The 21,916-nt window shown below is 64.8% G+C and carries 11 protein-coding genes; 5 read left to right on the top strand and 6 right to left on the bottom strand.

The window, feature by feature from the left end:
• Positions 1-16 precede the first annotated feature (16 nt).
• Complete coding sequence (locus GTP46_RS22810) at positions 17-625, top strand: OmpW/AlkL family protein (RefSeq protein WP_161008925.1); 609 nt, start codon at positions 17-19, stop codon at positions 623-625.
• On the opposite strand, the gene GTP46_RS22805 is transcribed toward GTP46_RS22810, so the two are convergent.
• Complete coding sequence (locus tag GTP46_RS22805) at positions 626-1,549, bottom strand: LysR family transcriptional regulator (RefSeq protein WP_161008924.1); 924 nt, start codon at positions 1,547-1,549, stop codon at positions 626-628. It abuts the gene before it with no gap.
• Positions 1,550-1,650: 101 nt separating this feature from the next.
• Here GTP46_RS22805 and GTP46_RS22800 point away from each other — a divergent pair, with 101 nt between their 5' ends.
• Positions 1,651-2,250 (top strand): NADPH-dependent F420 reductase, encoded by a 600-nt coding sequence (locus tag GTP46_RS22800; RefSeq protein WP_161008923.1) that lies wholly within the window; start codon positions 1,651-1,653, stop codon positions 2,248-2,250.
• 58 nt (positions 2,251-2,308) lie between these two features.
• On the top strand, positions 2,309-2,734 hold the full coding sequence (locus GTP46_RS22795; protein ID WP_161008922.1) for a hypothetical protein: 426 nt from the start codon (positions 2,309-2,311) through the stop codon (positions 2,732-2,734).
• Positions 2,735-2,825: 91 nt separating this feature from the next.
• Here GTP46_RS22795 and GTP46_RS22790 read toward each other — a convergent pair whose 3' ends face one another.
• Positions 2,826-4,412: a methyl-accepting chemotaxis protein gene (locus GTP46_RS22790; protein ID WP_161008921.1), complete on the bottom strand. Its 1,587-nt coding sequence runs from the start codon at positions 4,410-4,412 to the stop codon at positions 2,826-2,828.
• A 154-nt stretch (positions 4,413-4,566) separates the two neighbouring features.
• Positions 4,567-4,866 (bottom strand): DUF4148 domain-containing protein, encoded by a 300-nt coding sequence (locus GTP46_RS22785; protein WP_161008920.1) that lies wholly within the window; start codon positions 4,864-4,866, stop codon positions 4,567-4,569.
• A 181-nt stretch (positions 4,867-5,047) separates the two neighbouring features.
• Here GTP46_RS22785 and GTP46_RS22780 point away from each other — a divergent pair, with 181 nt between their 5' ends.
• Positions 5,048-6,613, top strand: a complete 1,566-nt coding sequence (locus tag GTP46_RS22780; RefSeq protein ID WP_161008919.1) for a M20/M25/M40 family metallo-hydrolase — start codon at positions 5,048-5,050, stop codon at positions 6,611-6,613.
• Between the two features lie 36 nt (positions 6,614-6,649).
• On the opposite strand, the gene GTP46_RS22775 is transcribed toward GTP46_RS22780, so the two are convergent.
• The 3 genes from GTP46_RS22775 to nudC form a co-directional block, all read right to left on the bottom strand.
• Positions 6,650-7,984 carry a thioredoxin family protein gene (locus GTP46_RS22775; RefSeq protein ID WP_161008918.1) on the bottom strand — a complete coding sequence of 445 codons (1,335 nt, stop codon included), beginning with the start codon at positions 7,982-7,984 and terminating at the stop codon, positions 6,650-6,652.
• 5 nt (positions 7,985-7,989) lie between these two features.
• The gene (gene folE, locus GTP46_RS22770) at positions 7,990-8,550 is read right to left on the bottom strand and encodes a GTP cyclohydrolase I FolE (RefSeq protein ID WP_161008917.1); all 561 of its coding nucleotides are present in this window, start codon (positions 8,548-8,550) and stop codon (positions 7,990-7,992) included.
• Positions 8,551-8,612: 62 nt separating this feature from the next.
• The gene (gene nudC, locus GTP46_RS22765) at positions 8,613-9,431 is read right to left on the bottom strand and encodes an NAD(+) diphosphatase (RefSeq protein WP_161008916.1); all 819 of its coding nucleotides are present in this window, start codon (positions 9,429-9,431) and stop codon (positions 8,613-8,615) included.
• Between the two features lie 208 nt (positions 9,432-9,639).
• Here nudC and GTP46_RS22760 point away from each other — a divergent pair, with 208 nt between their 5' ends.
• Positions 9,640-21,792 (top strand): SPM autocatalytic domain-containing protein, encoded by a 12,153-nt coding sequence (locus tag GTP46_RS22760; protein WP_161008915.1) that lies wholly within the window; start codon positions 9,640-9,642, stop codon positions 21,790-21,792.
• Positions 21,793-21,916: the final 124 nt, after the last annotated feature.

Here is a 21,916-nt window from a genome sequence, read left to right as displayed (position 1 = left end):
ACAAAGAGGAAGTGAAATGAGCAAGTCTGTAGCAGCAGTATTGGCAGCATTGGTCCTGATCAGCGGTGGTACAAGCGCGCAAGAAAGCCCGTGGCTGGTGCGTGCCCGCGCGGTCCATCTCGATCCGGCGAACAAATCCGATCCGATCGGCGGCGTTGGCGCCAGCGACCGTTTGAGCGTCAGCAGCAAGACCATTCCGGAGCTGGACGTCTCTTATTTCTTCACTAAAAACATCGCGGCGGAATTGGTGCTGACCTATCCGCAAAAGCACGACGTTGCGCTGGATGGCGCCAAGATCGGCACGGTCAAGCACCTGCCGCCGACGCTGCTGGTGCAGTACCACTTCCTGCCGGATGCCGCCTTCCGTCCGTACGTGGGCGCGGGCGTGAACTACACCACCTTCTCCGGCAACAAGCTGCTGAACGGCGCGGCCAGCCTGGAGCACGACAGCATCGGCCTGGCGCTGCAAGCCGGCGCCGATGTGGCGATCGACAAGCACTGGTCGTTCAACCTCGACGTGAAGAAAGCGCAAATCCGCAGCGACGTGCTGATCGGCGGCGCCAAGGCCAGCCGCGTGAAGATCGATCCACTGATGCTGGGCGTGGGTGTGGGCTACCGCTTTTAACTAAGCCGCTGCCAGGCGTAGCGCCAGCTGCTGCTCGCGGAACGCCGTGGTCACATAATCGACCAGGGCCCGCGTCTTGGCGGGCATCAGCTTCTGGCTGGTGTAGTACAGCGACACCGTACCCAGATCCTCATACCATTCCGGCAGCACGCGCTGCAGCGCGCCGCTCTCCAGATGCTCCACCACATCGGCCAGCAGCAGCAAGCCCACGCCCATGCCGAGCAAGGCGGCGCTGCAAATCGCATCCGGATCGTTGAGGAAAACGCGTGGCCGCAGCTCAGCCGTCATCTGTTCGCCACGGCGGTTACGCAGTAGCCACGGCTTGATGCGGCCACTCTGCGGCGAGCGCATCGCAATCACCTCGAAGGCCGCCAGTGCGGCGGGGTCTTGCGGCAGCTGGCGTCCTTGCAGATAGGCCGGCGAGGCCACCGCCACTGCATGCGCTGGGATCAGCGTGCGCGCCACCATGCCGGGCGCTAGTTCAAAGCCGCCGCCGATGGCCGCATCGTAGCCGCCGGCGATCAGGTCCACACGGCGGTTATCGACGTGGATATCCAGCGCCAGCGCCGGGTAGCGCGCCATGAAGGCTGGCATCAGCGGCAGCACGAACTTGCGGCCGAAGCGCGGCGCCACGCTGAGCTTCAACACTCCGGCCGGCTCGCCGGCCTTGGCGCTCACTTCCGCGATGGCGTCCTGGATGCTGTCCAGTCCCGCGCCGACGGATTGCAGGAAGCGCGTGCCAGCCTCGGTCAGCTGCAAGCCGCGCGTGCTGCGCTGGAACAGGCGCACGCCAAGGTTGCGCTCCAGCTGCGCCACGTTGCGGCTGACTGCCGCCGGCGTCAGGCCCAGCCGCCGCGCTGCGGCAGAGAAACTGGCCGATTCTGCACTGCGGACGAATGATTCGAGATTCGACAGGGTTTCCATGGCTTTCAACGTTTGCTTGAAACTGATACCAGTAGTCTATCACTACCCCTATCAACGCCAGATGACCATACTGCTTGCATCACCACCTGAAAGGAAACAGCATGAAACACAGCATCGGTATCATCGGCGCAGGCGCCATCGGCACGGCCATCGCGCGCATCCTCAGCAAGGCTGGCATCAGCGCTGTCATCGCCAATAGCCGCGGCCCGGAATCGCTGGCCGCGCTGGGCCAAGAACTGGGCGTGCGCCCGGTAAGCGTGGAAGAGGCGGCCCAGGCCGACATCGTCTTCTTGGCCGTGAACTGGACGAAAATTCCGGACGCGGTGCAGCATCTCGGCCCTTGGAACGGCCGCATCGTCATCGATGCCAACAACGCGGTCGAAGCGCCGCCGTTCCGCGCGGTAGAGCTGCACGGCCGGGCCTCCAGCTCGGTGCTAGCCGACCTGCTGCCGGGCGCGCGCGTGGTGAAAGCCTTCAACCACCTGGCAGCGGCCATGCTGGCCAGCGATCCGCAATCGGAAGGCGGCCGCCGCGCGCTGTTCTATGCCGGCGACGATGCCGATGCCAAAGCCGTGGTAGGCGAACTGATCCAGCAACTCGGCTTTGCCGGTATCGACCTCGGCACGCTGGATGGCGGCGGCCGGCTGGCGCAATTCCCCGGCGGCCCGCTGCCATTGCTGAACCTGGTACGTTTCGACTAAGGTGTTCCCGGGGCAGCTATAATGATATGAAAATCAATAGTTACCCAACGGGAATTTCATGCGCAAGATCCTGATCGCCCTGACGCCATTGCTGCTGGCCGCCTGTGTGGACGACTCCGCGTCGTACTACGCGGACGGGCCGGTCGGCAATCACGCGCTGACCATCCATCGGGCGCAGAAGCATTTCTGGAGCAGTGAGAGCAAGGTCGAGCTGATCATGCAGCGCCTGCCCGACTGTCTGCGCCGTATCGAGCTGACCGAGATGCCGGCCGAGGATGTGGAAATCGAATTGCTATCCGGTGGCGACAACGTCTGGACCCTGCGCGCGGGGCAGGAAGTGTGGCAGGTCGAAACACAGACCTGCACCCAATATGCGGATGTGAAAGGCGACGGCGGCGAGCTGATGGGCGTATTCCGCTCCGACGGCGACAAATTCGTCTACGAAGCGGCCGTGGTGGAAACCGTGCCGGCCGACACTAAATAACCCGGGGTCAGTTCTGCCAATCGGACACGAGCCCTGCCGTAGCTCTCGCTACGGCAGGGTTCGTGTCCGATTGGCAGAACTGACCCCGGATTTAACGCCGCAGCGCCAGCTGGCGCGAGGCGACTGGTTCGCCGCCGAGGCGGAAGCGCGCCACCAGCGAAGCCAGCATCGCCGCCTGTTCCTGCATGCTGCCGGCCGCTGCGGCAGCCTGCTCCACCAGCGCGGCATTTTGCTGCGTCACCGAATCCATCTCCGTGATCGCCATGTTGACGTGGCCGATGCCCGTGCTCTGCTCGCTCGATGCCTCGGTAATCGACGACATAATCTGCGTCACGCGCGAGACGCTGGCCACCACCTGGTCCATCGTCGTCCCCGCCTCCGCCACCAGCGCGCTGCCGGCACTGATGCTGTCCACCGACGCGTTGATCAGCTCCTTGATTTCCTTGGCCGCTGCGGCCGAGCGCTGGGCCAGGTTGCGCACCTCGGACGCCACCACCGCGAAGCCGCGGCCCTGTTCGCCAGCGCGCGCCGCTTCCACCGCCGCGTTCAAGGCCAGGATGTTGGTCTGGAACGCAATCCCGTCAATCACGCTGATGATGTCGACGATGCGCGTGGCCGAGGCATTGATGGTCTCCATGGTCTGCACCACTTGCGACACCACCTTGCCGCCGCGCTCGGCTACCTCGGAGGCCGACTGCACCAGCTGGTTGGCTTGCTGCGCGTTGTCGGCGTTCTGGGTCACGGTGGAAGTCAGTTCCTCCATCGAGGCTGCCGTCTCTTCCAGCGAGCTGGCCTGCGACTCGGTGCGCGCCGACAAATCCATATTGCCCGAGGCGATCTCGCCCGACGCCGTGGCTATCGTCTCCGCGCTATTGCGGATTTCGCCGATGGTCGCGGCCAGCCGCTGCTGCATGGTCTTCACCGAATACAGGATGCTGGCCTGGTCCGAGGCATGTGTCGTCACCTCAATGCTGAGATCGCCATCGGCAATCTTCTGGGTAATCTCGCCCACGTATTCGGGATCGGCGCCGATGGTGTGGCGCAAACTCTTGTTGACCAGGCTGACGATCAGCGACAGCACCGCGCACACCACCGCCAGCATGCCAGCCGACTTCAGCAGCGAGTTGCGGAAGGCGATGTCGATGTCATCGATGTACACACCGGTCGTCACGTCCCAGTTCCAGGCATCGTAATGCGACACCCGGCTCATCTTGGGCACCGGCTCGGTGGAACCGGGGCGCGACCAGTAGTAATTGACGAAACCGCCGCCGCCCGGCAAGCCGCCAGTCGCCGCAATCGCGCGGTAGACGTAGGTGCCCTTGGGATCCTTCAGTTCGGACAAATCCTTGCCATTGTTTTCCGGCTTAATCGGGTGCATCAGCGACATGGTGCCGCTGCTGATGGTGAAGTAGCCATCCTTGGCGTAGCGCAGGCCGCGGATCAGGTCCATCGCCTGCTTCTGTGCGTCTTCCTTGCTCAGTTTGCCGGAGGCGGCCTTGTCGCCGTACTGCTTGAGCACGCTGATGGCCAGGTCATCCATGTTGCTGAGGTCGGCCTGCCGCTCTTCCATGCGAACATTGCGGGTCTGGATGGTTTCAAACAGGAAGATCGCGGTGATACACAACAGGCTGCAGATCAAGGGAACCCACAACTTTTGCTGGAACGAAAGCTTATTCATTTAGATTGTCTCCTATTGCTTTGTGACAATGAGGATACGCCCAAAGATCATCGCTGTGGTGCAAGAAATGCCATGCTGTGGTTTATGCGCCAATGCAATAAAAACGGGCGCCGCGAGAGGATCGCGGCGCCCGTTTTTTGATGGCTAGTGCAGCTTAGTGCGTGCTGCTGTCCTTGCTTTGCTGGGCGGCCAGTTGCTGGGCTTTCACCTCGGCTTGCTTGCTCAGCTTGGCCTGGGTGGCTTGGTAGGCGATGTCCTGGTAAGCATCGTTGATGTCCAGCAGGCCAGCTTTGCGAGCGGCGATGGTTTCGGCTTTCACTTGCTCGCGGGTCAGGGTGCTGGTGCCCGAGTTACGGAAGGCTTGGTCGAACGCGGCTTCGTTGGTGTCGGCGGCGAAAGTGCTGCCAGCGGCGATCAACAGGGAGGCGGCGGCGATGATGGCTTTGGTGTTCATTTTGATGCTCCTCAAAGAAGTATGCGATGGAGTCATCTTAGTATTAAAAAATCTGATAAAAAAGCGCAATTATCAACTCAAACACATTCGTTTATTCGATCAATTGGGCAAGATGGGCAGTGTCGCTGGGAAACGAAATGTGTCAGAATGGTGGTTTGATTATTAACAATTCTTCGCCCACATGAAACCGCTCCTGCTGACCCTGCTGCTGGCGAGCACTGCCCATGCAGCAGCGCCGAAGATCGACAGCGTCGCCCTGCTGGAGCAGATCGGCACGCTGGCTTCGGACGAGTTCGAAGGCCGCGCACCCGGCACGCAAGGCGAAGTGCAGACCATCGAGTACCTGCAGCAGCAGTTCAAAAAGCTGGGGCTGGCGCCGGGCAATCCGGACGGCACCTATTTGCAGGCGGTGCCGCTGGCCGGCATCTCCTGCCATCCGCTGCTCAGCGCCGGCAGCACGCAGCTGAAATTCGGCGACGACTACGTGGCGTGGACTACCCGCGCGCTGCCGCAAATCGAACTCAACGACTCTGAGCTGGTGTTCGTCGGCTACGGCGTGCAGGCGCCGGAATTCCAGTGGGACGACTACAAGGGCGCGGACCTGAAGGGCAAGACGCTGGTCATGCTGATCAACGATCCGCCGGTGCCCGATCCACGGCGGCCCAAGCAGTTGGACGACAAAGTTTTCGGCGGCAACAACGTCACGTGGTACGGGCGCTGGAACTACAAATTCGAGATGGCGGCCCGCATGGGCGCGGCAGCGGCGCTGATCGTGCACGAACCGAAGGCGGCCGGGATGCCGTACGATGCCGTAGTCAATAGCTGGGGCCGCGAGAACTTCGCACTCAACAGCAAGCAATTCGATCCCTATTTCCCGGCCGTGGCTGGCTGGTTGCAGCAGGAGCGCGCCGGTGAGCTGTTCAAGGCGGCCGGGCTGGATTTCAAGGAGCTCAGGCAGCGCGCCGTGTCGCGTGATTTCAAGCCGGTACCGTTGGGAATCAAACTCAAGCTCCACATGCCGAACGCGATCCGTGAGGTAGCGTCGCACAACGTAGTGGCGCGCATCCCCGGTGCCGATCCGCAGTTGAAGAACGAGGTCGTCATCTACAGCGCGCACTGGGACCATTTCGGCATCGACGAAACGCTGCCGGGTCCGCGCACGCAGCAAATCTTCCACGGTGCAGTGGACAACGCCAGCGGCGTGGCAGCCCTGCTGCAAATCGCGCGCGCCTACAAAGCCTTGCCGGTGGCGCCCAAGCGCACCATCCTGTTCATTGCGACCACGGCCGAAGAACGCGGCCTGCTGGGCGCGCAATACTATGTGCGCCATCCGCTGTACCCGGTCAGCAAGACCGTCCTGAACCTCAATATCGACAGCCTGAACCTGTGGAGCCGCAACCGCGAAGTGGTGCTGAGCGGGATGGGAAAATCCAGTGCGGATGAGATTGTGACGGCACTGGCGGACAAGCAAGGACGTACAGTCAAGCCGAGCAACGACAGCTACTACCGCGGCGACCAGCTGGAATTCGCCCGCGCCGGCGTGCCGACCATCTACCTGCGCAACAGCGGTGCGAAAATGCAGGACTACATGGCGCGCCAGTACCACACCGTCAACGACGTGGTGCAAGCGAACTGGAACACCAGCGGCGCGGTGGAAGACATCACCCTGCTATTCCAGGCCGGCTACCAGGCCGCGCAAGCGAAAGAGCCGCCGATATGGAAAACCGGCGCCGAGTTCCGCCGCTAAATTCGGGGTCAGCTCTGTCAAATGGACAAACGGGAACTAAATTTTTCGGATAAGTTCCGTCAACTGGGCCAAATGTCCAAATGACAGAGCTGACCCTGAATTGAGTTTGGGCATGAGCTTTTGCAGCTGGCCTAGGTTGCGCTGCTGGTGTGCGTCGGCGCCAGCGGCGGCCACATCGGCCAGCAGGCCTTGTGCCGCTTGCTCGATGCGCGCCGTGTCTTGCGGCGATAGGTCGATCAGGCTGCTCAAATACGTTACGCCCCACTGCAGGCGCGTGGCCGGACCAACTGATGCTTGCCACGCTTTGCCGTACCAGCCCAGCACACCGGCCATATCGTTGCGGCGCTTGGCGCTGGCGGCCAGGCTCAGCATGAAGTAGTACGGCGAATGCGAACGCGGCAGTTCGGCCAGCAGCACTTGCTCGGCCTGCGCCGACAAGCCTGCGTCGTTCAGCGCACTCACTGCCGTGTTGACCAGGGTGTGGCGTTCGTACGGATCGGTCGATTCGGCCAGCGCCTCTTCCACCCGCTCGCGCACCAATGCCTGCAAGCCTTCCGACGGCGCCAGCAAACGCGCCAGGCGCATCTGCAACCGTACCGCCATCAGACGGTCCGGTGAGCTCAGCCAGAAATCATCAGCCCACTGCGCTGCCACACTACCCAGCGCAGCCGCCAGCTCTTCGCGCCGGCTGGCGATTTTGATCAGGTTCAGGCCGCTGTTGTTGAAGATGTCCATGTTGGAGCGCGCCAGCCGTGCATCAGCCAGCAGCGCCAGCAACGCAGCCGCATCGCCCGCGCCGGATGCCAGCTGGGCATGCAGGCCCAGGCGTGCCGCGGCGTCGGCATCGGTGCTGGCCGCAGCCAGTGCAGGCAGGGTTGGCGCCAGCGCGCGTGCGCCCAGCAGCTGGCCTTCGTCGGTATCCCAGGAATAATGACTGAGCAGCGACCACTCGCCCGCACTCAGCGTGCGCGAACCGGACAGGGCCGCTTCCAGCGCGGCAGCGGCCAAGGAGCCGGCGGCATGCACCGCCAGCGCCGTATCGAATGCAGCAACGAACAGCTCGCCATCGAGCTCGCACGGCAGGCGCGTGATTTCGCCGCCGTCCGGCGCGAACAGCACCAGCGTCGGGTAGCTGCGCAGCTGGTACTGCGCGGCCAGCGCCTGCGCGCCCGCGCTATCGCCGTCGAGGTGATAGCACAGCACCGAGGCCGACCGCGCCACGAATTCGTCGCGCGCAAAGATCTCGGACTTGACGCGGTTGCACGGCGGGCACCACACGGCGCCCCAGTACAGGAACAGCGGACGTTGCTGCGTCCGCGCCAACGCTTGCGCCTCGGCGAGACTACCGCCCAGCCATTCGATTGCCGCCATGGGGATTAGTCCCGCGCCAGCGCCAGGAACTCGGTACGCATCGCCAGGTTAGGCTGCAGCTCGCCCAGCATGGCCGAGGTCACAGTCTCTTCGCCCGGCGTGCGGATGCCGCGGCTTTCCATGCACAGGTGACGGCATTTCACCACCACGCCCACGGCCTTCGGCTCCAGCACTTCCATCAGCGCGTTGGCAATTTGCATGGTCATGCGTTCCTGCACTTGCAGGCGCTTGGAGAAGCAGTCCACCAGGCGGGTCAGCTTGGACAGGCCAACGATCTTGCCATTCGGGATGTAGCCGATGGTGGCCTTGCCGAAGAACGGCGCCAGATGGTGCTCGCAATGGCTGTACACCGGAATATTGCGCACCACGATGAATTCGTTGTACTGCTCGGCGCCGTCTTCAAACGCTTTCAACAGCTCGGCCGGATTCTGGTCATAGCCCGAAGTCCAGTGCTTCCACGCCTTGGCCACGCGGGCCGGGGTTTCCAGCAGGCCAGGACGGTCCGGGTTTTCGCCGATGCTGGCGATCAGTCGGCGCCAGTCGTTTTCCGTAAATTCTTGAGACATGATGAAACACCTTTTTTTAAATTTGCCCGACAGTATATCGGACCCGGCGCGAACCTGCGCCCCTAGCGCTTGGGCCGGTGGGCGTCGATCAGGCGCGCGGCGATCGACACCTTGACCGGCAAGTCCGGCCATTCGTCGTCCACGCCGAACCAGCGGGCGTCGGCAATTTCGCTCTGGTCGAGGCGGATCTCGCCGTCGAGGTAGTCGGCGGTGTAGGCAATCATCAGCGAATGCGGGAACGGCCACGACTGGCTGCCGAAGTACTGCAGATTGTGCACGCGCAGGCCAACCTCTTCAAACACCTCGCGATGAATGGCTTCCTCCACCGATTCGCCGGCTTCCAGGAAACCGGCCAGTGCCGTGTAGCGCTTGTATGGCGAGTTGGTGTGCATGGCCAGCAGCACCTCGTCGCCCTTGCGCACCAGCACCATCATGGCTGGCGAGATGCGCGGATAAGCGCTGTGCCCGCAATTCGGGCAGCGGAAGCAGCGCTCGCCTTCCAGCAATTGCAGCGGCGTGGCGCAAGCGCCGCAGAAGCGATGGGTACGCGCCCATTCCACTAGCTGGACAGCGCGCCCGGCCAGGCCGAGGAAGCTGTCGTCCAGCACGCCAAACAGTGAACGCAGGCCGTGAAAGCCGAATTCCGGTCCCGGCGTAACGGCCTCGTCCAGCCACGCCGCTTGGTAGTAGCGGTGCTCCCACAGTCCCAGCGGATGGATGCGCTGCGGCGTCAGCGGCAGCCCGGCCAGCGCCGCCGCGTCTGGCAGACTCAAATCACTGTTGCGCAAAAGCAACTCGCCGCGATGGAACACGAATGTGAGCACTTCGTCATGGTTTTGCGGACGGATCAACGGGGTAAATGTGGCGGGAGTGTGCAGCATAGCCGGGGAAATAAAGGATTAGCTCGAAGCAATATCTTACAGTGTTTCCTGATTACTTATTTTCGGCGCAAAAATGCCGTTACACAGTGATCAGGCAATCAACGCTAAGTCATTGTTTTCAGACCAAGATTTAAGGGATTTTTAGGGCTTTTCTCTCTGGATTAGCTCGTTTGGCAGTACTATATATTTCCGTCAGGAGAATATTCACATGCCATCTTTAATCCCGGATTTAAACACCGATCAAATCGCCAGCCTGCAAAGCAATCAGATCGCCACGTTGACGAGTGCTGACATCGGCTTGCTCTCGACGTTGCAAATGACCGCATTCAGCACGGAGCAAATCGGCTATTTCGGCACCAGCCAGTTACGGGCATTATCGATCGCCAACCTGCAAGCCTTGAGCACCAACCAGCTCGGCTATGGCTTGACCACGCGCCAGGTGCAGTCCCTGAGCAGCACCCAGCTGAACAGCCTGACCAGCAACCAGCTGATCGGCCTGATGACCGACCAGTACCTCGCCCTGACCACCGCGCAACTGAACTCCCTGACGGCCAGTCAGTTCGCCCTCATCGCCACCGACGACCTGGCCGCCCTGCGCACGCAGCAAGTGGCCGCCATCAGCACCACGCTGCTGGGCACGCTGGTGAGCAAGCAGATCGTGGCGCTCACCTCCGACCAGTTCGCCGCACTGCAAACCGCGCAAGTCGCCTCGCTGACCACCGCGCAAGTGGCCGCCATTGAAAGCGCCGACCTCAGCGCGCTGAGCAGCAAGCAGCTGAACGCGCTGACGCTGAACCAGCTCAGCGCGCTGGGCACCGGCCAGATGGCTGCGCTTGGCACCAAGCAAACCGCCAACCTCAGCACCGCGCTGATCAGCACCCTCAGCACGGAACAGCTGGCGGCCATCGGCACCGACGGCTTGTCATCGCTGAAGACGCAGCAAATTGCCGCCCTCAGCACCAAGCAATTCTCGGCCCTGACCAGCGACCAGATCGTGTCGCTGACCAGCGCGCAAGCGGCCGCGTTGACCACGCTGCAGCTGGGCCAGATGTCCAGCAACCAGCTGGCCGCCATGACAACGCAAGAGCTGGTCGCCTTGAAGAGCGCGCAGCTGGGCGTCCTCAGCACCGCCGCCATCGCCGCGCTCAGCACCGACCAGCTCGCCTCGCTGACCACCAGCCAAACCGCCAGCCTGACCAGCGCCCAAATCCGCAGCCTCGGCACCGCGCAGATTGTCGCCCTTACCTCGGCCCAGGCTGCCGCGCTGACCACGCTGCAAGTGCAAGCGCTGAGCAGCACGCAAGTGGCTGCCATCGAGACCGCCGACGTTGCCGCGCTGAAGACCTCGCAGCTGAACGCGCTGGCCAGCAACCAGCTCAACGCCCTGACCAGCGACCAGATCGCCGCACTGACCACCTTCCAGGCATCCAACCTGTCGACGCAGCAGATCGCCGCGCTGAGCACGGCGCAAGTGGCGGCCATGGAAACGGTCGACCTGGCTGCACTGAAAACGGCACAGATCGCCGCCCTCACCACGGCCGGCATCGCCGCCCTCACCACCGACCAGATCGTCGGACTGAAATCGGCCCAGACCAATGCGCTGGGCTCGCAGCAATTGGCCGCGCTCAGCACCGACCAGGCGCGCGCACTGACAACGCAAGACCTCGCTGCCATCCGCACCAGCCAGCTGGCCGGCCTGAGCACCGCCAACATCGCCGCGTTGGGCACCGACCAGGTGGCGGCCATGACCACCGCGCAAGTCGCGACGCTGGGCAGCAGCCAGCTGCTGGCCTTGAGCAGCGACCAGATCGTCAGCCTGACGACGCTGCAAGCCGGCGCCCTGACCAGCACCCAGGTCGCCAGCCTCGGCAGCGCGCAAATCGCTGCCATGGAAACCCGCGACCTGCGCGCACTGAAGACTGCGCAAATCATCGCCCTCACCACGGCACAGGTGGCCGCGCTGGGCACCGACCAGGTCGCCGGCCTGAGCACGCAGCAAATCGCCGCGCTGACCACGCGCCAGTTCGTCACCCTCAGCACCGACCAGATCGTTGCCCTGAGCAGCCTGCAAGCGGCCGCGCTGACTACTCAGCAGCTGAGCCAGATGAGCAGCAGCCAGCTGGCCGCGATGGAAACGCAGGACTTTGCCGCGCTCAAGAGCCAGCAAGTGGCTGCCCTCAGCACCGCTACCACCGCCGTGCTGAGCACCGACCAGCTGGCCGCGATGAGCACGCAGCAAATCGCCGCCATGCCGACCGCGCAAGTGCGCGCCCTGAGCACCGACCAGATCGTCGCCCTTAGCACGGCGCAAGTCGCCGCCCTGCAAACCGCGCAAGTGGCGGCGCTGGGCAGCGCGCAAATTGCCGCCATCGAAACCCGCGATATCGCGGCCATGAAGACCGCGCAGCTGGCCGTGCTGGCCACCTCGCAGCTGGCCGCCCTCGGCACCGACCAGATCGCCGCGCTGACCACCGCGCAAGCGGCCAACCTCGGCACGCAGCAAATCGCCGCGCTGAGCACCACCCAAATCGCCGCCGTTGAAACGCAAGACCTGGCCGCCCTGCGCAGCCAGCAAGTGGCGGCCATCGCCACCGCCGGCATCGCCGCGCTGGGCACGGGCCAGGTGACCGCGCTGACCTCGGCGCAAATCAACGCCCTGCTGACCAAACAGCTGGCCGCGCTGGGCAGCGACCAGATCGCCGTTTTGAGCAGCGCACAAGCCGCCGGCCTCAACACGCAGCAGCTTGCTGCGCTGTCGACGCTGCAAGCTGCTGCGCTCACCACCGACACCTTGTCCAGCCTGAAGGCGGCGCAAATCGCCGTGCTCAGCACCGGCGCCGTCGCCGCCCTGAGCAGCGACCAGATCGTCGCCCTGACCACCTTGCAATCCAGCGCGCTGGGCTCGCAACAATTGGCCGCCCTCAGCACCGACCAGCTGGCGGCGATGGAAACCGCCGACCTGGCGGCCCTGCGCACTAGCCAGCTCAACGGCCTGACCACCGGCGGCATCGCCGCGCTCGGCACCCGGCAAATCGCGGCGCTGACCACCGCGCAAATGTCGACCTTCAGCACCAGGCAGCTGGCCGCGCTGAACAGCGACCAGATCGTCAGCCTGACCACGGCCCAGGCCAGCGCACTGACCACCCAGCAAATCGCTGGCCTCAGCACCTCGCAAATCGCGGCGCTGGACACCGTCGACCTGGCCGCGCTGAAAACCGCGCAGATCGCTGCGCTGAGCACCGCGCAGCTGATTGCGCTGAGCACCGCGCAAATCGTCGCTCTGACCTCGCAGCAAGTGTCGGCCCTGACCACGCGCCAGGTGGCAGCGCTGTCGACCGACCAGATTCTCGCCATGCAAGCCGCAGCGCTGGCAGTGCTGCAATCGCAGCAGGTTGCCGCGCTCAGCAGCAACGCCGTCACCGCCCTGAGCACCGCGCAGATTGCCGCACTGAGCACGGCCGTGCTGAGCGCCTTCACCACCGGCCAGATCGCCCTGCTGAGCACCGACCAGATCGTCGCCCTGACCACCGTGCAAAGCGCCGCCCTGACCACGCGCCAGGTCGCCACCCTGTCCACCAGCCAGGTCGCTGCGCTGGAAACCCAGGATCTGGCCGCGCTCAAAACGCAGCAGATCGTCGCACTCGGCAGCGCCCAAGTCGCCGTGCTGAGCAGCGATCAAGCCGCTGCGCTGACCTCGCAACAAGTGCAAGCACTGAGTTCCCAACAAGTGGCGGTGCTGAACAGCGCCCAGATCGTCGTACTATCCAGCGCCGACCTCGCCGCCCTGCAATCGAAACAAGTCGGCGCCCTGGCCAGCAACACCGTGGCCGCGCTGACCACCGCGCAAGTGGCGGCGCTGACCTCGACCGTGCTGGCCGCCTTGAGCACCAGCCAGGCCGCCGCCCTGACCACCGACCAGCTTGTTGCACTGGGCACGCAACAAATGGGCGTGCTCAGCACATCCGACCTGGCCGCCCTGTCAACCAGCCAGCTCAACGCACTGGAAACGCGCGACTTTGCCGTGCTCAAAACCAGCCAGATCGTGGCCCTGACCACCGACCAGATCGGCTCGCTGAGCACCAGCCTGATCGTCGCCCTGACCACCAGCCAGGCGGCCTCCCTGACCTCGGCACAGCTGAATGCACTGTCCACCGACCAGCTGGCGTCGATGGAAACGCAGGACTTTGCCGCGTTGAAAACCACGCAGCTGCTGGGCCTGGGCACCAAGGGCATCGCCACGCTGACGCCGGCCCAGGTGGCCGCGCTGAAGACCGAACAAATCGTCCAGCTGAGTTCGGACCAAGTCCAAGTGCTGAGCAGCGCCCAGCTGGGCGCGCTGACCACGCAGCAAGTCACCGCCTTCACCAGCGCGCAGATCGGCTACCTGCTGACCAGCCAGGTGGCACTGCTGACCACTGCCGACTTTGCCGCGCTGAAAACCAGTCAGCTGGACGCGCTGGGCACCAGCCAGATTGGCGCCCTCACCACCGCGCAGATCGTCGCGCTGACCTCGCAACAAGCGGCCGCGCTCACCACCCGCCAGGTCGCCGCGCTGTCGACCGACCAGCTGAACGCCTTTGAAACCCAGGACCTGAGCGCGCTCACCTCGCTGCAAATCGCCGCCCTGACTACCGCGGGCATCGCCGCGCTCGACCTGCCCCATCTGGCCGCGCTGAAAACCCAGCAAACCGCCGCCCTCACCACGCAGCAAGTGCAAGCGCTGGGCACGGCGCAAATCGCCGGCCTGAGCACGCTGCAGGCAGCCAACCTGAGCACCCAGCAAATCGCCGCGCTCGGCACGGATCAGCTGCAGGCGCTGGAAACCGTGGACCTCGCCGCCCTGCGCAGCACGCAAATCGTCGCCCTGACCACCGACCAGGTCGGCCAGCTCACCACCAACCAGGTGGTGGCGCTGAACTCGCAACAAGTCGCCGCCCTCAGCACGCGCCAGCTGGCCGCGCTCAATAGCGACCAGATCGCCGCGCTTGAAACGCGTGATGTGATCGCCCTGCAAACCGCGCAAATCGCCGGCCTCGGCACCGACAAGCTGAATGCCCTGACCAGCAGCCAGATCGCCGCACTGAGCACGGCCCAGCTGGCCGCCTTGAGCAGCAGCCAGCTGCGCAGCCTTGCCACCAGCCAGATCGCGGCACTGGGCACCTACCAGGTCAGCAACCTGGTCACCCAGCATATCGCCGCCCTGACCAGCGACCAGCTGCAAGCGCTGGCCACCATCGACTTTGCCGCGCTGAAAACGGCGCAGCTGGCGGCGCTGGCCACCAATCAGATCAACCTGCTGACCAGCGACCAGATCGTGGCGCTGACCACGCTGCAAATCGCCAGCCTCAGCACGCGCCAGCTGGGCGCGCTGGCAACCAGTCAAATCGTGGCGCTGGAAACGCGCGACCTGGCCGCCCTGAGCACCGCCCAGATGAGCGGCCTCGGCACGGACAACCTGAACGCCCTGCGCAGTGACCAGCTGCACGCCCTGACCAGTCACCAGCTTAACGCACTGAACAGCGCGCAACTGCAAGCGCTGGCCACGGCGCAAGTAGCGCTGCTGAGCACCGCGCAGGCCAGCAACCTGAGCACCGCACAAGTCCAGCTGCTGGGCAGCGACCAGCTGGCGGCGCTTGGCACCGACACGCTGTCGGTCCTGAAAACCCAGCAGATCGCCGCGCTGAAAACCAGCCAGATCGCCAGCCTGAACAGCGCGCAACTGATCGCCCTGACCACGCTGCAAGTGAGCAACCTCGGCACGCAGCAAGTCGCCGCGCTCGGCACCGACCAGCTCAACGCGCTGGAAACGCAAGATCTGAACGCCCTGCGCACCGCGCAAGTCGTCGCGCTGAGCACCAGCCAGATCGCCGGCCTCAGCACCGCGCAAGCCGCCGCCCTGAACACGCTGCAGATCAGCAACCTCAGCACCGCGCAGCTGGTGGTGATCGGCAGCGCCCAGCTGCGCGCCTTCTCTACCGCCGACATCGCCGCGCTAAAGACCGCGCAAGTGGCGGCGCTGGCCACCAGCCAGCTGGAGGCCCTGCTGAGCGACCAGTTCCGCGCGCTCAACACGGCGCAGGTGAACGCCCTGACCACGGCGCAATTCCAGTCGCTGGGCAGTGAGCAGATCGTCGCCCTGACCACGCTGCAGGCGGCCAACCTCGGCACCCAGCAGGTGCAGGCGCTGAGCGCCAGCCAGCTGGCGGCGCTGGAAACCGACGATTTGGCGGCCATGAAAACCGCGCAAGTCAACGCCTTCAAGACCAGCCAGATCGCGCTGCTGAACAGCGCCCAGATCGCCGGCCTGAGCACGCTGCAAGTGTCGACCCTGGCCACGCAGCAAGTGGCCGCGCTGGGCACCGCGCAAATCCAGGCGCTGGAAACGCAAGACCTGGCCGCCCTGAAAACCGCGCAGCTGCAAGCGCTGGGCAGCGACCAGCTGGACGCCATCACCACCGCCCAGCTGCAAAGCATGGGCACGGCCCAGCTGGCGTCGCTGAGCACCGCGCAATTCCAGACCCTGCTGACCGCACAGATCGCCAGCTTGAGCACGCAGCAAGTCGGCAACCTCGCCACCGGCCAGATCGCCAGCCTGAGCGCCGGCCAGCAGGCCGCCCTGGGCAGCGATGACATCGCCGCGTTGAAAGCGGCGCAGCTGCAGGCGCTGCGCACCGCCCAAGTGCTGCTGCTGAGTACCAGCCAGGTGTTCGCCCTCACCAGCAACCAGGTCGCCGCCCTGACTACCAGCCAGCTGTCGGTGATGAGCTCGGACCAGATCGCCGCCTTCGGCACCGAAGACTTGGCCGCCCTGAGCACCGCCCAGCTGGCCGCCATCGGTTCGCTGACCAACCTCAGCACCGACCAGATCCAGGCCCTCACCACCACCCAGATCGGCGCCCTCAGCACGGCCCAGATCGTCGCGCTGAAGACCAGCCAGATCGTGGCCCTGAAAACCAACCAGATCAGCGCTCTCAGCACCGCCGGCGTCAGCGTGCTCGGCAGCGACCAGCTGAAAGCCATCGAGCTGGAAGACCTGGCCGCGATGAAGACCGCGCAGATCAACGCGCTGGGCACCACGCAGGTGACCCAGCTCAGCACCGACCAGATCGCCGCCCTGACCAGCGTGCAGTTCGGTACCATGCTGACCCAGCAAGTGGCCGCGCTCGGCACTGCGCAAGTCACGGCGCTGACCAACGACGACATCACCGCGCTGAAAACCGCGCAAGTGAGCGCCCTCAGCACCGACCAGATCGGCGTGCTGTCGGGCCCGCAAGTGCAAGCCCTGTCCGGCACCCAGCTGAACACCTTCAGCAGCGTGCAAATCCAGGCCCTGAGCACCGACCAGATCGTTGCCCTGACCACCCAGCAGTACGCCGCGCTAGCCACCGCCCAAGTGGCGGCGCTGAGCACCAGGCAACTGAGCATCATCGAGCTGGACGACGTGGCCGCGCTGAAGACGGCGCAAGTGGCCATCCTCAGCACGGCCCAGATCCAGGCGCTGGCGCCGGACCGCATCGGCGTGCTGACTACGGCGCAAGCACAGGCGCTGAATAGCGACCAGCTGAAAGCCCTGAGCTCGGCGCAACTGCAAGCGCTGGCCACGGCCGACCTGTTCGCCCTGAAATCAGCGCAAGTGGCGGTCCTCGCCACCCAGCAGCTGAACGCGCTGCTGGACTACCAGCTGCAAAGCTTCGGCTTGGTCCAGCTGGGCGCGCTGACCAGTACCCAGCTGCAAGCACTGGGCAGCGACCAGATCATCGCCTTCAGCAGCGCCCAGTACGGCCTGCTGAGCACGGCGCAAATCGCCCTGCTGACCAGCGCGCAGCTGGGCGCCATCGAACTGTTAGACTTGGCCGCGCTGGCGGGCAATCAGGTCGCCGCGCTGACCACGCTGCAAATCAGCCAGCTCGACCTGGCCCACGTCGGCGCGCTGACCACGGCGCAAGCCATCGCCCTGACCACGGCCCAGCTGGTAGCACTGTCGACCAGCCAGTTCCAGTCGCTCAGCACCGACGACGTCATGGCGCTGAAAACCCAGCAGATCGCCGCCCTCACCACCGACCAGCTGGTCACGCTGACCCAGGACCAGCTGCAAAACCTGACCACCGACCAGATCGCCGCCCTGACCTCGGCCCAAGCGTCCTCGCTGACCACCGACCAGATCGCCGCCCTGACCTCGACCCAGGTGGACAACCTCGGCACGCGCCAGATCAACGCCCTGACCAGCCGCCAGATCGCCGCCATCAGCACCGACAACTTTGCCACCCTGTCCAGCGCGCAAATCGGCGCGCTGAACGCGGCCCAGTTCGGCGCCATCAGCAGCGACCAGATGGTGGCCCTGAGCAGCAGCCAGGCCGCAGCCCTGACCACCGCGCAAATCGCCGCCTTCAGCAGCGACCAGCTCGACGCGCTGGAAACCCGCGACTTCGTCACGCTGGCCAGCCAGCAGATCGCCGCCATCACCACCGCCAATGTGGCGGCGCTGACCACCGACATCGTCAGCGTGCTGACCACCGCGCAGTTTGCCGGCTTTGGCAGCGGCCAGATCGCGGCCCTGAAAACCGACCAGATTGCGGCCCTGACCACGGCGCAAGTGACCGCACTGAGCACCTTGCAAATCACCGGCCTCAGCACCGGCCAGGTGAGCGCGCTGGCGCCCCAGGACTTTGTCGCCCTGCGCAGCAACCAGCTGGCGGCCTTCAACAGCGCGCAGTTCGCGGCGCTGACCAGCGACCAGCTGACCGCGCTGTCGACCAACGCTTTCACCGCCCTCAGCACCATGGTGTTGAGCGCGCTGACCGCCAGCCAGTTCAGCCAGCTAAGCACGGCGCAAATCAGCGCCCTGACCACCAGCCAGGCCGTCACGCTCAACACCCAGCAGCTGAGCGCGCTGACCACCGACCAGTTTGGCGTGCTGAGCACCAACGCCTTGCGCAGCCTGCATTCCGACCAGTTTGCGGCACTGACGACCGACCAGATCGTGGCGCTGCTCACGCAGCAAGTGCGCGCCCTCAACAGCGCGCAACTGGGCGGCCTGACCACCGACCAGGTCGCCGCCTTCGAAACGCGTGACCTCGCCGCGCTGACCACCGCGCAGCTCAACCTGCTCACCACCGACCAGACCCAAGCGCTGCTGACCGACCAGTTCGCCAGCCTGTCGACCGCGCAAGTCAGCACCCTGACTACCGACCAGATCGCCGCCGGCCTGAACACCGCGCAGATCGCTGCCCTGACCACGGCGCAAGCCGCGTCGCTGGTCACCAAACAAGTGGCCGCCCTGACCACTGACCAGATCGCCGCGCTGGAAACGCAAGACCTGTCCTCGTTCAGCACCCGCCAGATGGTGGCGCTGACCAGCGACCAGATCGCCGCGTTGGGCAGCCAGCAGTTGAACGGCCTGACCACCACCGAACTGGCCGCGCTGAGCACCGCGCAAATCAGCCTCGGCCTGACCACCAGCCAGCTGGCGGCGCTGGACACCGCGCACATCTATGCGCTGACCACCCAGCAACTGGCCTACGGCCTCAGCAGCGACGCCATCGCCGCCCTGACCACCGACCAGATTGTTGCCCTGCGCACCGCGCAAACCGCGACCCTGTCCACGCTGCAGGTCCAAGCGCTGACCACCGACCAGATCGTGGCCCTGAGCACGCAGCAGGCGGCCACCCTGAGCACGCAGCAAGTGACCTCGCTCACCAGCGACCAGATCGTGGCGCTGGAAACGCAAGACCTGTCCTCGTTCAGCACGCGCCAGATGGTGGCGCTGAACAGCGACCAGATCGGCGTGCTGACCAGCAACCAGCTGAACGGCCTGACCACTACCGAGCTGGCCGCGCTGACCACTGCGCAAATCAGCCTTGGCCTGACCAGTGCCCAGCTGGTCACGCTGGACAGCAGCCACATCAGCGCGCTGACCACCACCCAGCTGGCCTACGGCATCGGCGTGGCGCTGGTAGCCGCGCTGACAACCGACCAGATCGTTGCCCTGCGCACCGCGCAGACCGCAGCCCTGACCACGCTGCAAGTGCCAACGCTGACCACCGACCAGATCGTGGCCCTGAGCACGGCGCAAGCGTCTACCCTCAGTACCCAGCAAGTGGCCGCCCTCGGCAGCGACCAGCTGGTGGCGCTGGAAACCGCCGACTTTACCGCCTTCAGCACGCGCCAGATCGCCGCCCTGCAAGCGGCGCAAGTGGGCGTGCTGAGCAGCGCCCAGCTGAACGCGCTCAGCACCCAGCAGCTGAACGCCTTTACCACCAGCCAGCTGATTAACGGCTTGGCGACCGATCAGGCTGCCGCGCTCGACACCAGCCATATTTATGCACTGAGCACGCAACAACTGGCCTATGGTTTCAGCGTTGACAACCTGAACGCGCTGACCAGCGACCAGATCCAGTCGCTGCGCACCGCCCAGATTGCCGGCCTGACCACACTGCAGACCAGCAGCCTGAACACCCAGCAGCTGGCGGCCCTGAGCGCCGCCCAGATGACCGGCCTCAACACTGCGCAAATGCGGACGCTGACGGCCGACCAGATCGCCGCCTTCAACACCGCGCAAATCGCCGCCATCGATACGCAGGACATGGCTGCATTGACAGCCAGCCAGTTCACCGGCCTCAGCACCGACCAGACCGTGGCCCTGACCACGGCCCAGGTGCGCGGCCTGAAAACCCTGCAGATCAACGCGATTGCCGCCGCCCAGATCGGCGTCTTCAGCAGCGACCAGCTACAAGCGTTGAGCACCCAGCAAGCAGCGGCGCTGAGCGTGGACGCCGTCACCGGCCTGTCCACCGCCCAGATCAACGTGCTGACCACGGCCGACGTGGCCGCGCTGGGCACGCTGCAAATTTCCAGCATCGACAGCGCCAAGCTGGTCGGCCTGAACACCAGCCAGGTTCAGGCCCTCACCAGCACTCAACTGGGCGCCCTCTCGAACGACCAGTTGATCGCCTTCAGCACCGGCCAGATTGTTGCCCTGCGTACCGCGCAGATCGGTTACCTGAGCACGCTGCAACTGGGTGCGCTGAGCAACAGCCAGGTGGCGGCAATGACCACCGACCAGATCGCCGCCATCAAAGTCAGCCAGATCATCGCCCTGACCATCGACCAGATGAGCGTGCTGACCACGGACCAGGTGCAAGCCCTGACCACGGCGCAGATCCAGACCCTGTCCAACAGCCAGCTGACCGCGCTGAACAGCAGCCAGGCCGGCGCCCTGACCACGGCGCAGATGGCGGCGCTGAAAGTGGCGCAGATCATCGGACTGGATGCGCCCCAGATCAACGGCTTCAGCACGACCCAGCTGGGCGCCTGGACCACCACCCAGTTCGGCGCGCTGACCAATGCCCAGATCGGCTACCTGTCCACCGACCAGATTGCCGGCATGACGACGGCGCAAGTGGCCGGCATCAAGACCAGCCAGCTGATCGTGTTCAGCAACAACCAGTTGAAAGCCTTCACCGTCACGCAAGTACCGGCACTGGCCACAGCCGGGCTGACCTCGCTGAGCGTGGCGCAGGCGAACGCCTTCACCGGCACCCAGGTGGCGGCCATGTCGACCACGCAAACCATGGCACTGCCGTCCAGCTCGACGAACTACGCCACCCCGCTGATTCTCGACCTGGACGGCAATGGCGTGCGCACCCTCAGCATCGCCGCCGGCGTGCAGTTCGACATCCGCGGCGACGGCAAGGCCGTGAAAACCGGCTGGGTTGACGCCCACGACGGCCTGCTGGCCCTCGACCGCAACGGCGATGGCGTCATCAACGACGGCAGCGAACTGTTCGGCAGCGCCACCACGCTGGCCGACGGTAGCAAAGCCAAGGACGGCTACGCCGCCTTGCGCGAGCTGGACTCCAACGGCGACGGCCAGATCACCGCTGCCGACAGCGCCTACAGCGCTCTGCGCGTCTGGGTGGATAGCAATTCGGATGGCATCAGCCAGCCGGGCGAGCTGAAAACGCTGGCGCAGCTGGGCATCGCCTCGATCAGCACCAGCGCCACCAGCACGCTGAACCAGCAGAATGGCAACCTCGTCGGCATGACGTCTAGCTACACCAGCACCGACGGCACGACCCACGAGTCGGCCGACGTCTGGTTCCTGGCGCAAAAGGCAGCAACATCCACTGCCAGCCTGCAACAGCAAGTCAGTGGCTTGAGCAATGCAATCGGCAGCTTCGCGGCCGCCGATGCCCCCCCTGCGGCGCAAACGCAACAGCAGGACGTATTACAGCCTGCGGCGGACGCCATCAAGCAATACCGCGCCGCCCAAGGCCTGCAGCATTTCACCGCTGCGATGGACGGCAAGTCGGCACTGCAGGAACACGCCACCACCAGCTGGTTCACGGTCCCCCACCGCTAACCCAACTCCGGGGTCAGGTCCCCCATTTCTACACGAACTAAGCAGTACCGTCCGCTACGGCAGGGTTTGTGTAGAAATGGGGGACCTGACCCCGGATTGCTTAACGCTTGAGCAGCGGGCCTTT

Origin of the sequence: Duganella flavida, assembly GCF_009857445.1 — a bacterium.
Taxonomy (GTDB): Bacteria; Pseudomonadota; Gammaproteobacteria; order Burkholderiales; family Burkholderiaceae_D; genus Rugamonas; species Rugamonas flavida.
This window is presented reverse-complemented; position numbering and strand designations above follow the sequence as displayed.

Excerpts from the sequence above, each read along its gene's own strand:
- GTP46_RS22785 (WP_161008920.1), bottom strand. The coding sequence starts at position 4,866 with ATGAACACCAAAGCCATCATCGCCGCCGCCTCCCTGTTGATCGCCGCT.
- GTP46_RS22780 (WP_161008919.1), top strand. The coding sequence starts at position 5,048 with ATGAAACCGCTCCTGCTGACCCTGCTGCTGGCGAGCACTGCCCATGCA.
- folE (WP_161008917.1), bottom strand. The coding sequence starts at position 8,550 with ATGTCTCAAGAATTTACGGAAAACGACTGGCGCCGACTGATCGCCAGC.
- nudC (WP_161008916.1), bottom strand. The coding sequence starts at position 9,431 with ATGCTGCACACTCCCGCCACATTTACCCCGTTGATCCGTCCGCAAAAC.
- GTP46_RS22805 (WP_161008924.1), bottom strand. The coding sequence starts at position 1,549 with ATGGAAACCCTGTCGAATCTCGAATCATTCGTCCGCAGTGCAGAATCG.
- GTP46_RS22795 (WP_161008922.1), top strand. The coding sequence starts at position 2,309 with ATGCGCAAGATCCTGATCGCCCTGACGCCATTGCTGCTGGCCGCCTGT.
- GTP46_RS22790 (WP_161008921.1), bottom strand. The coding sequence starts at position 4,412 with ATGAATAAGCTTTCGTTCCAGCAAAAGTTGTGGGTTCCCTTGATCTGC.
- GTP46_RS22800 (WP_161008923.1), top strand. The coding sequence starts at position 1,651 with ATGAAACACAGCATCGGTATCATCGGCGCAGGCGCCATCGGCACGGCC.
- GTP46_RS22760 (WP_161008915.1), top strand. The coding sequence starts at position 9,640 with ATGCCATCTTTAATCCCGGATTTAAACACCGATCAAATCGCCAGCCTG.
- GTP46_RS22775 (WP_161008918.1), bottom strand. The coding sequence starts at position 7,984 with ATGGCGGCAATCGAATGGCTGGGCGGTAGTCTCGCCGAGGCGCAAGCG.
- GTP46_RS22810 (WP_161008925.1), top strand. The coding sequence starts at position 17 with ATGAGCAAGTCTGTAGCAGCAGTATTGGCAGCATTGGTCCTGATCAGC.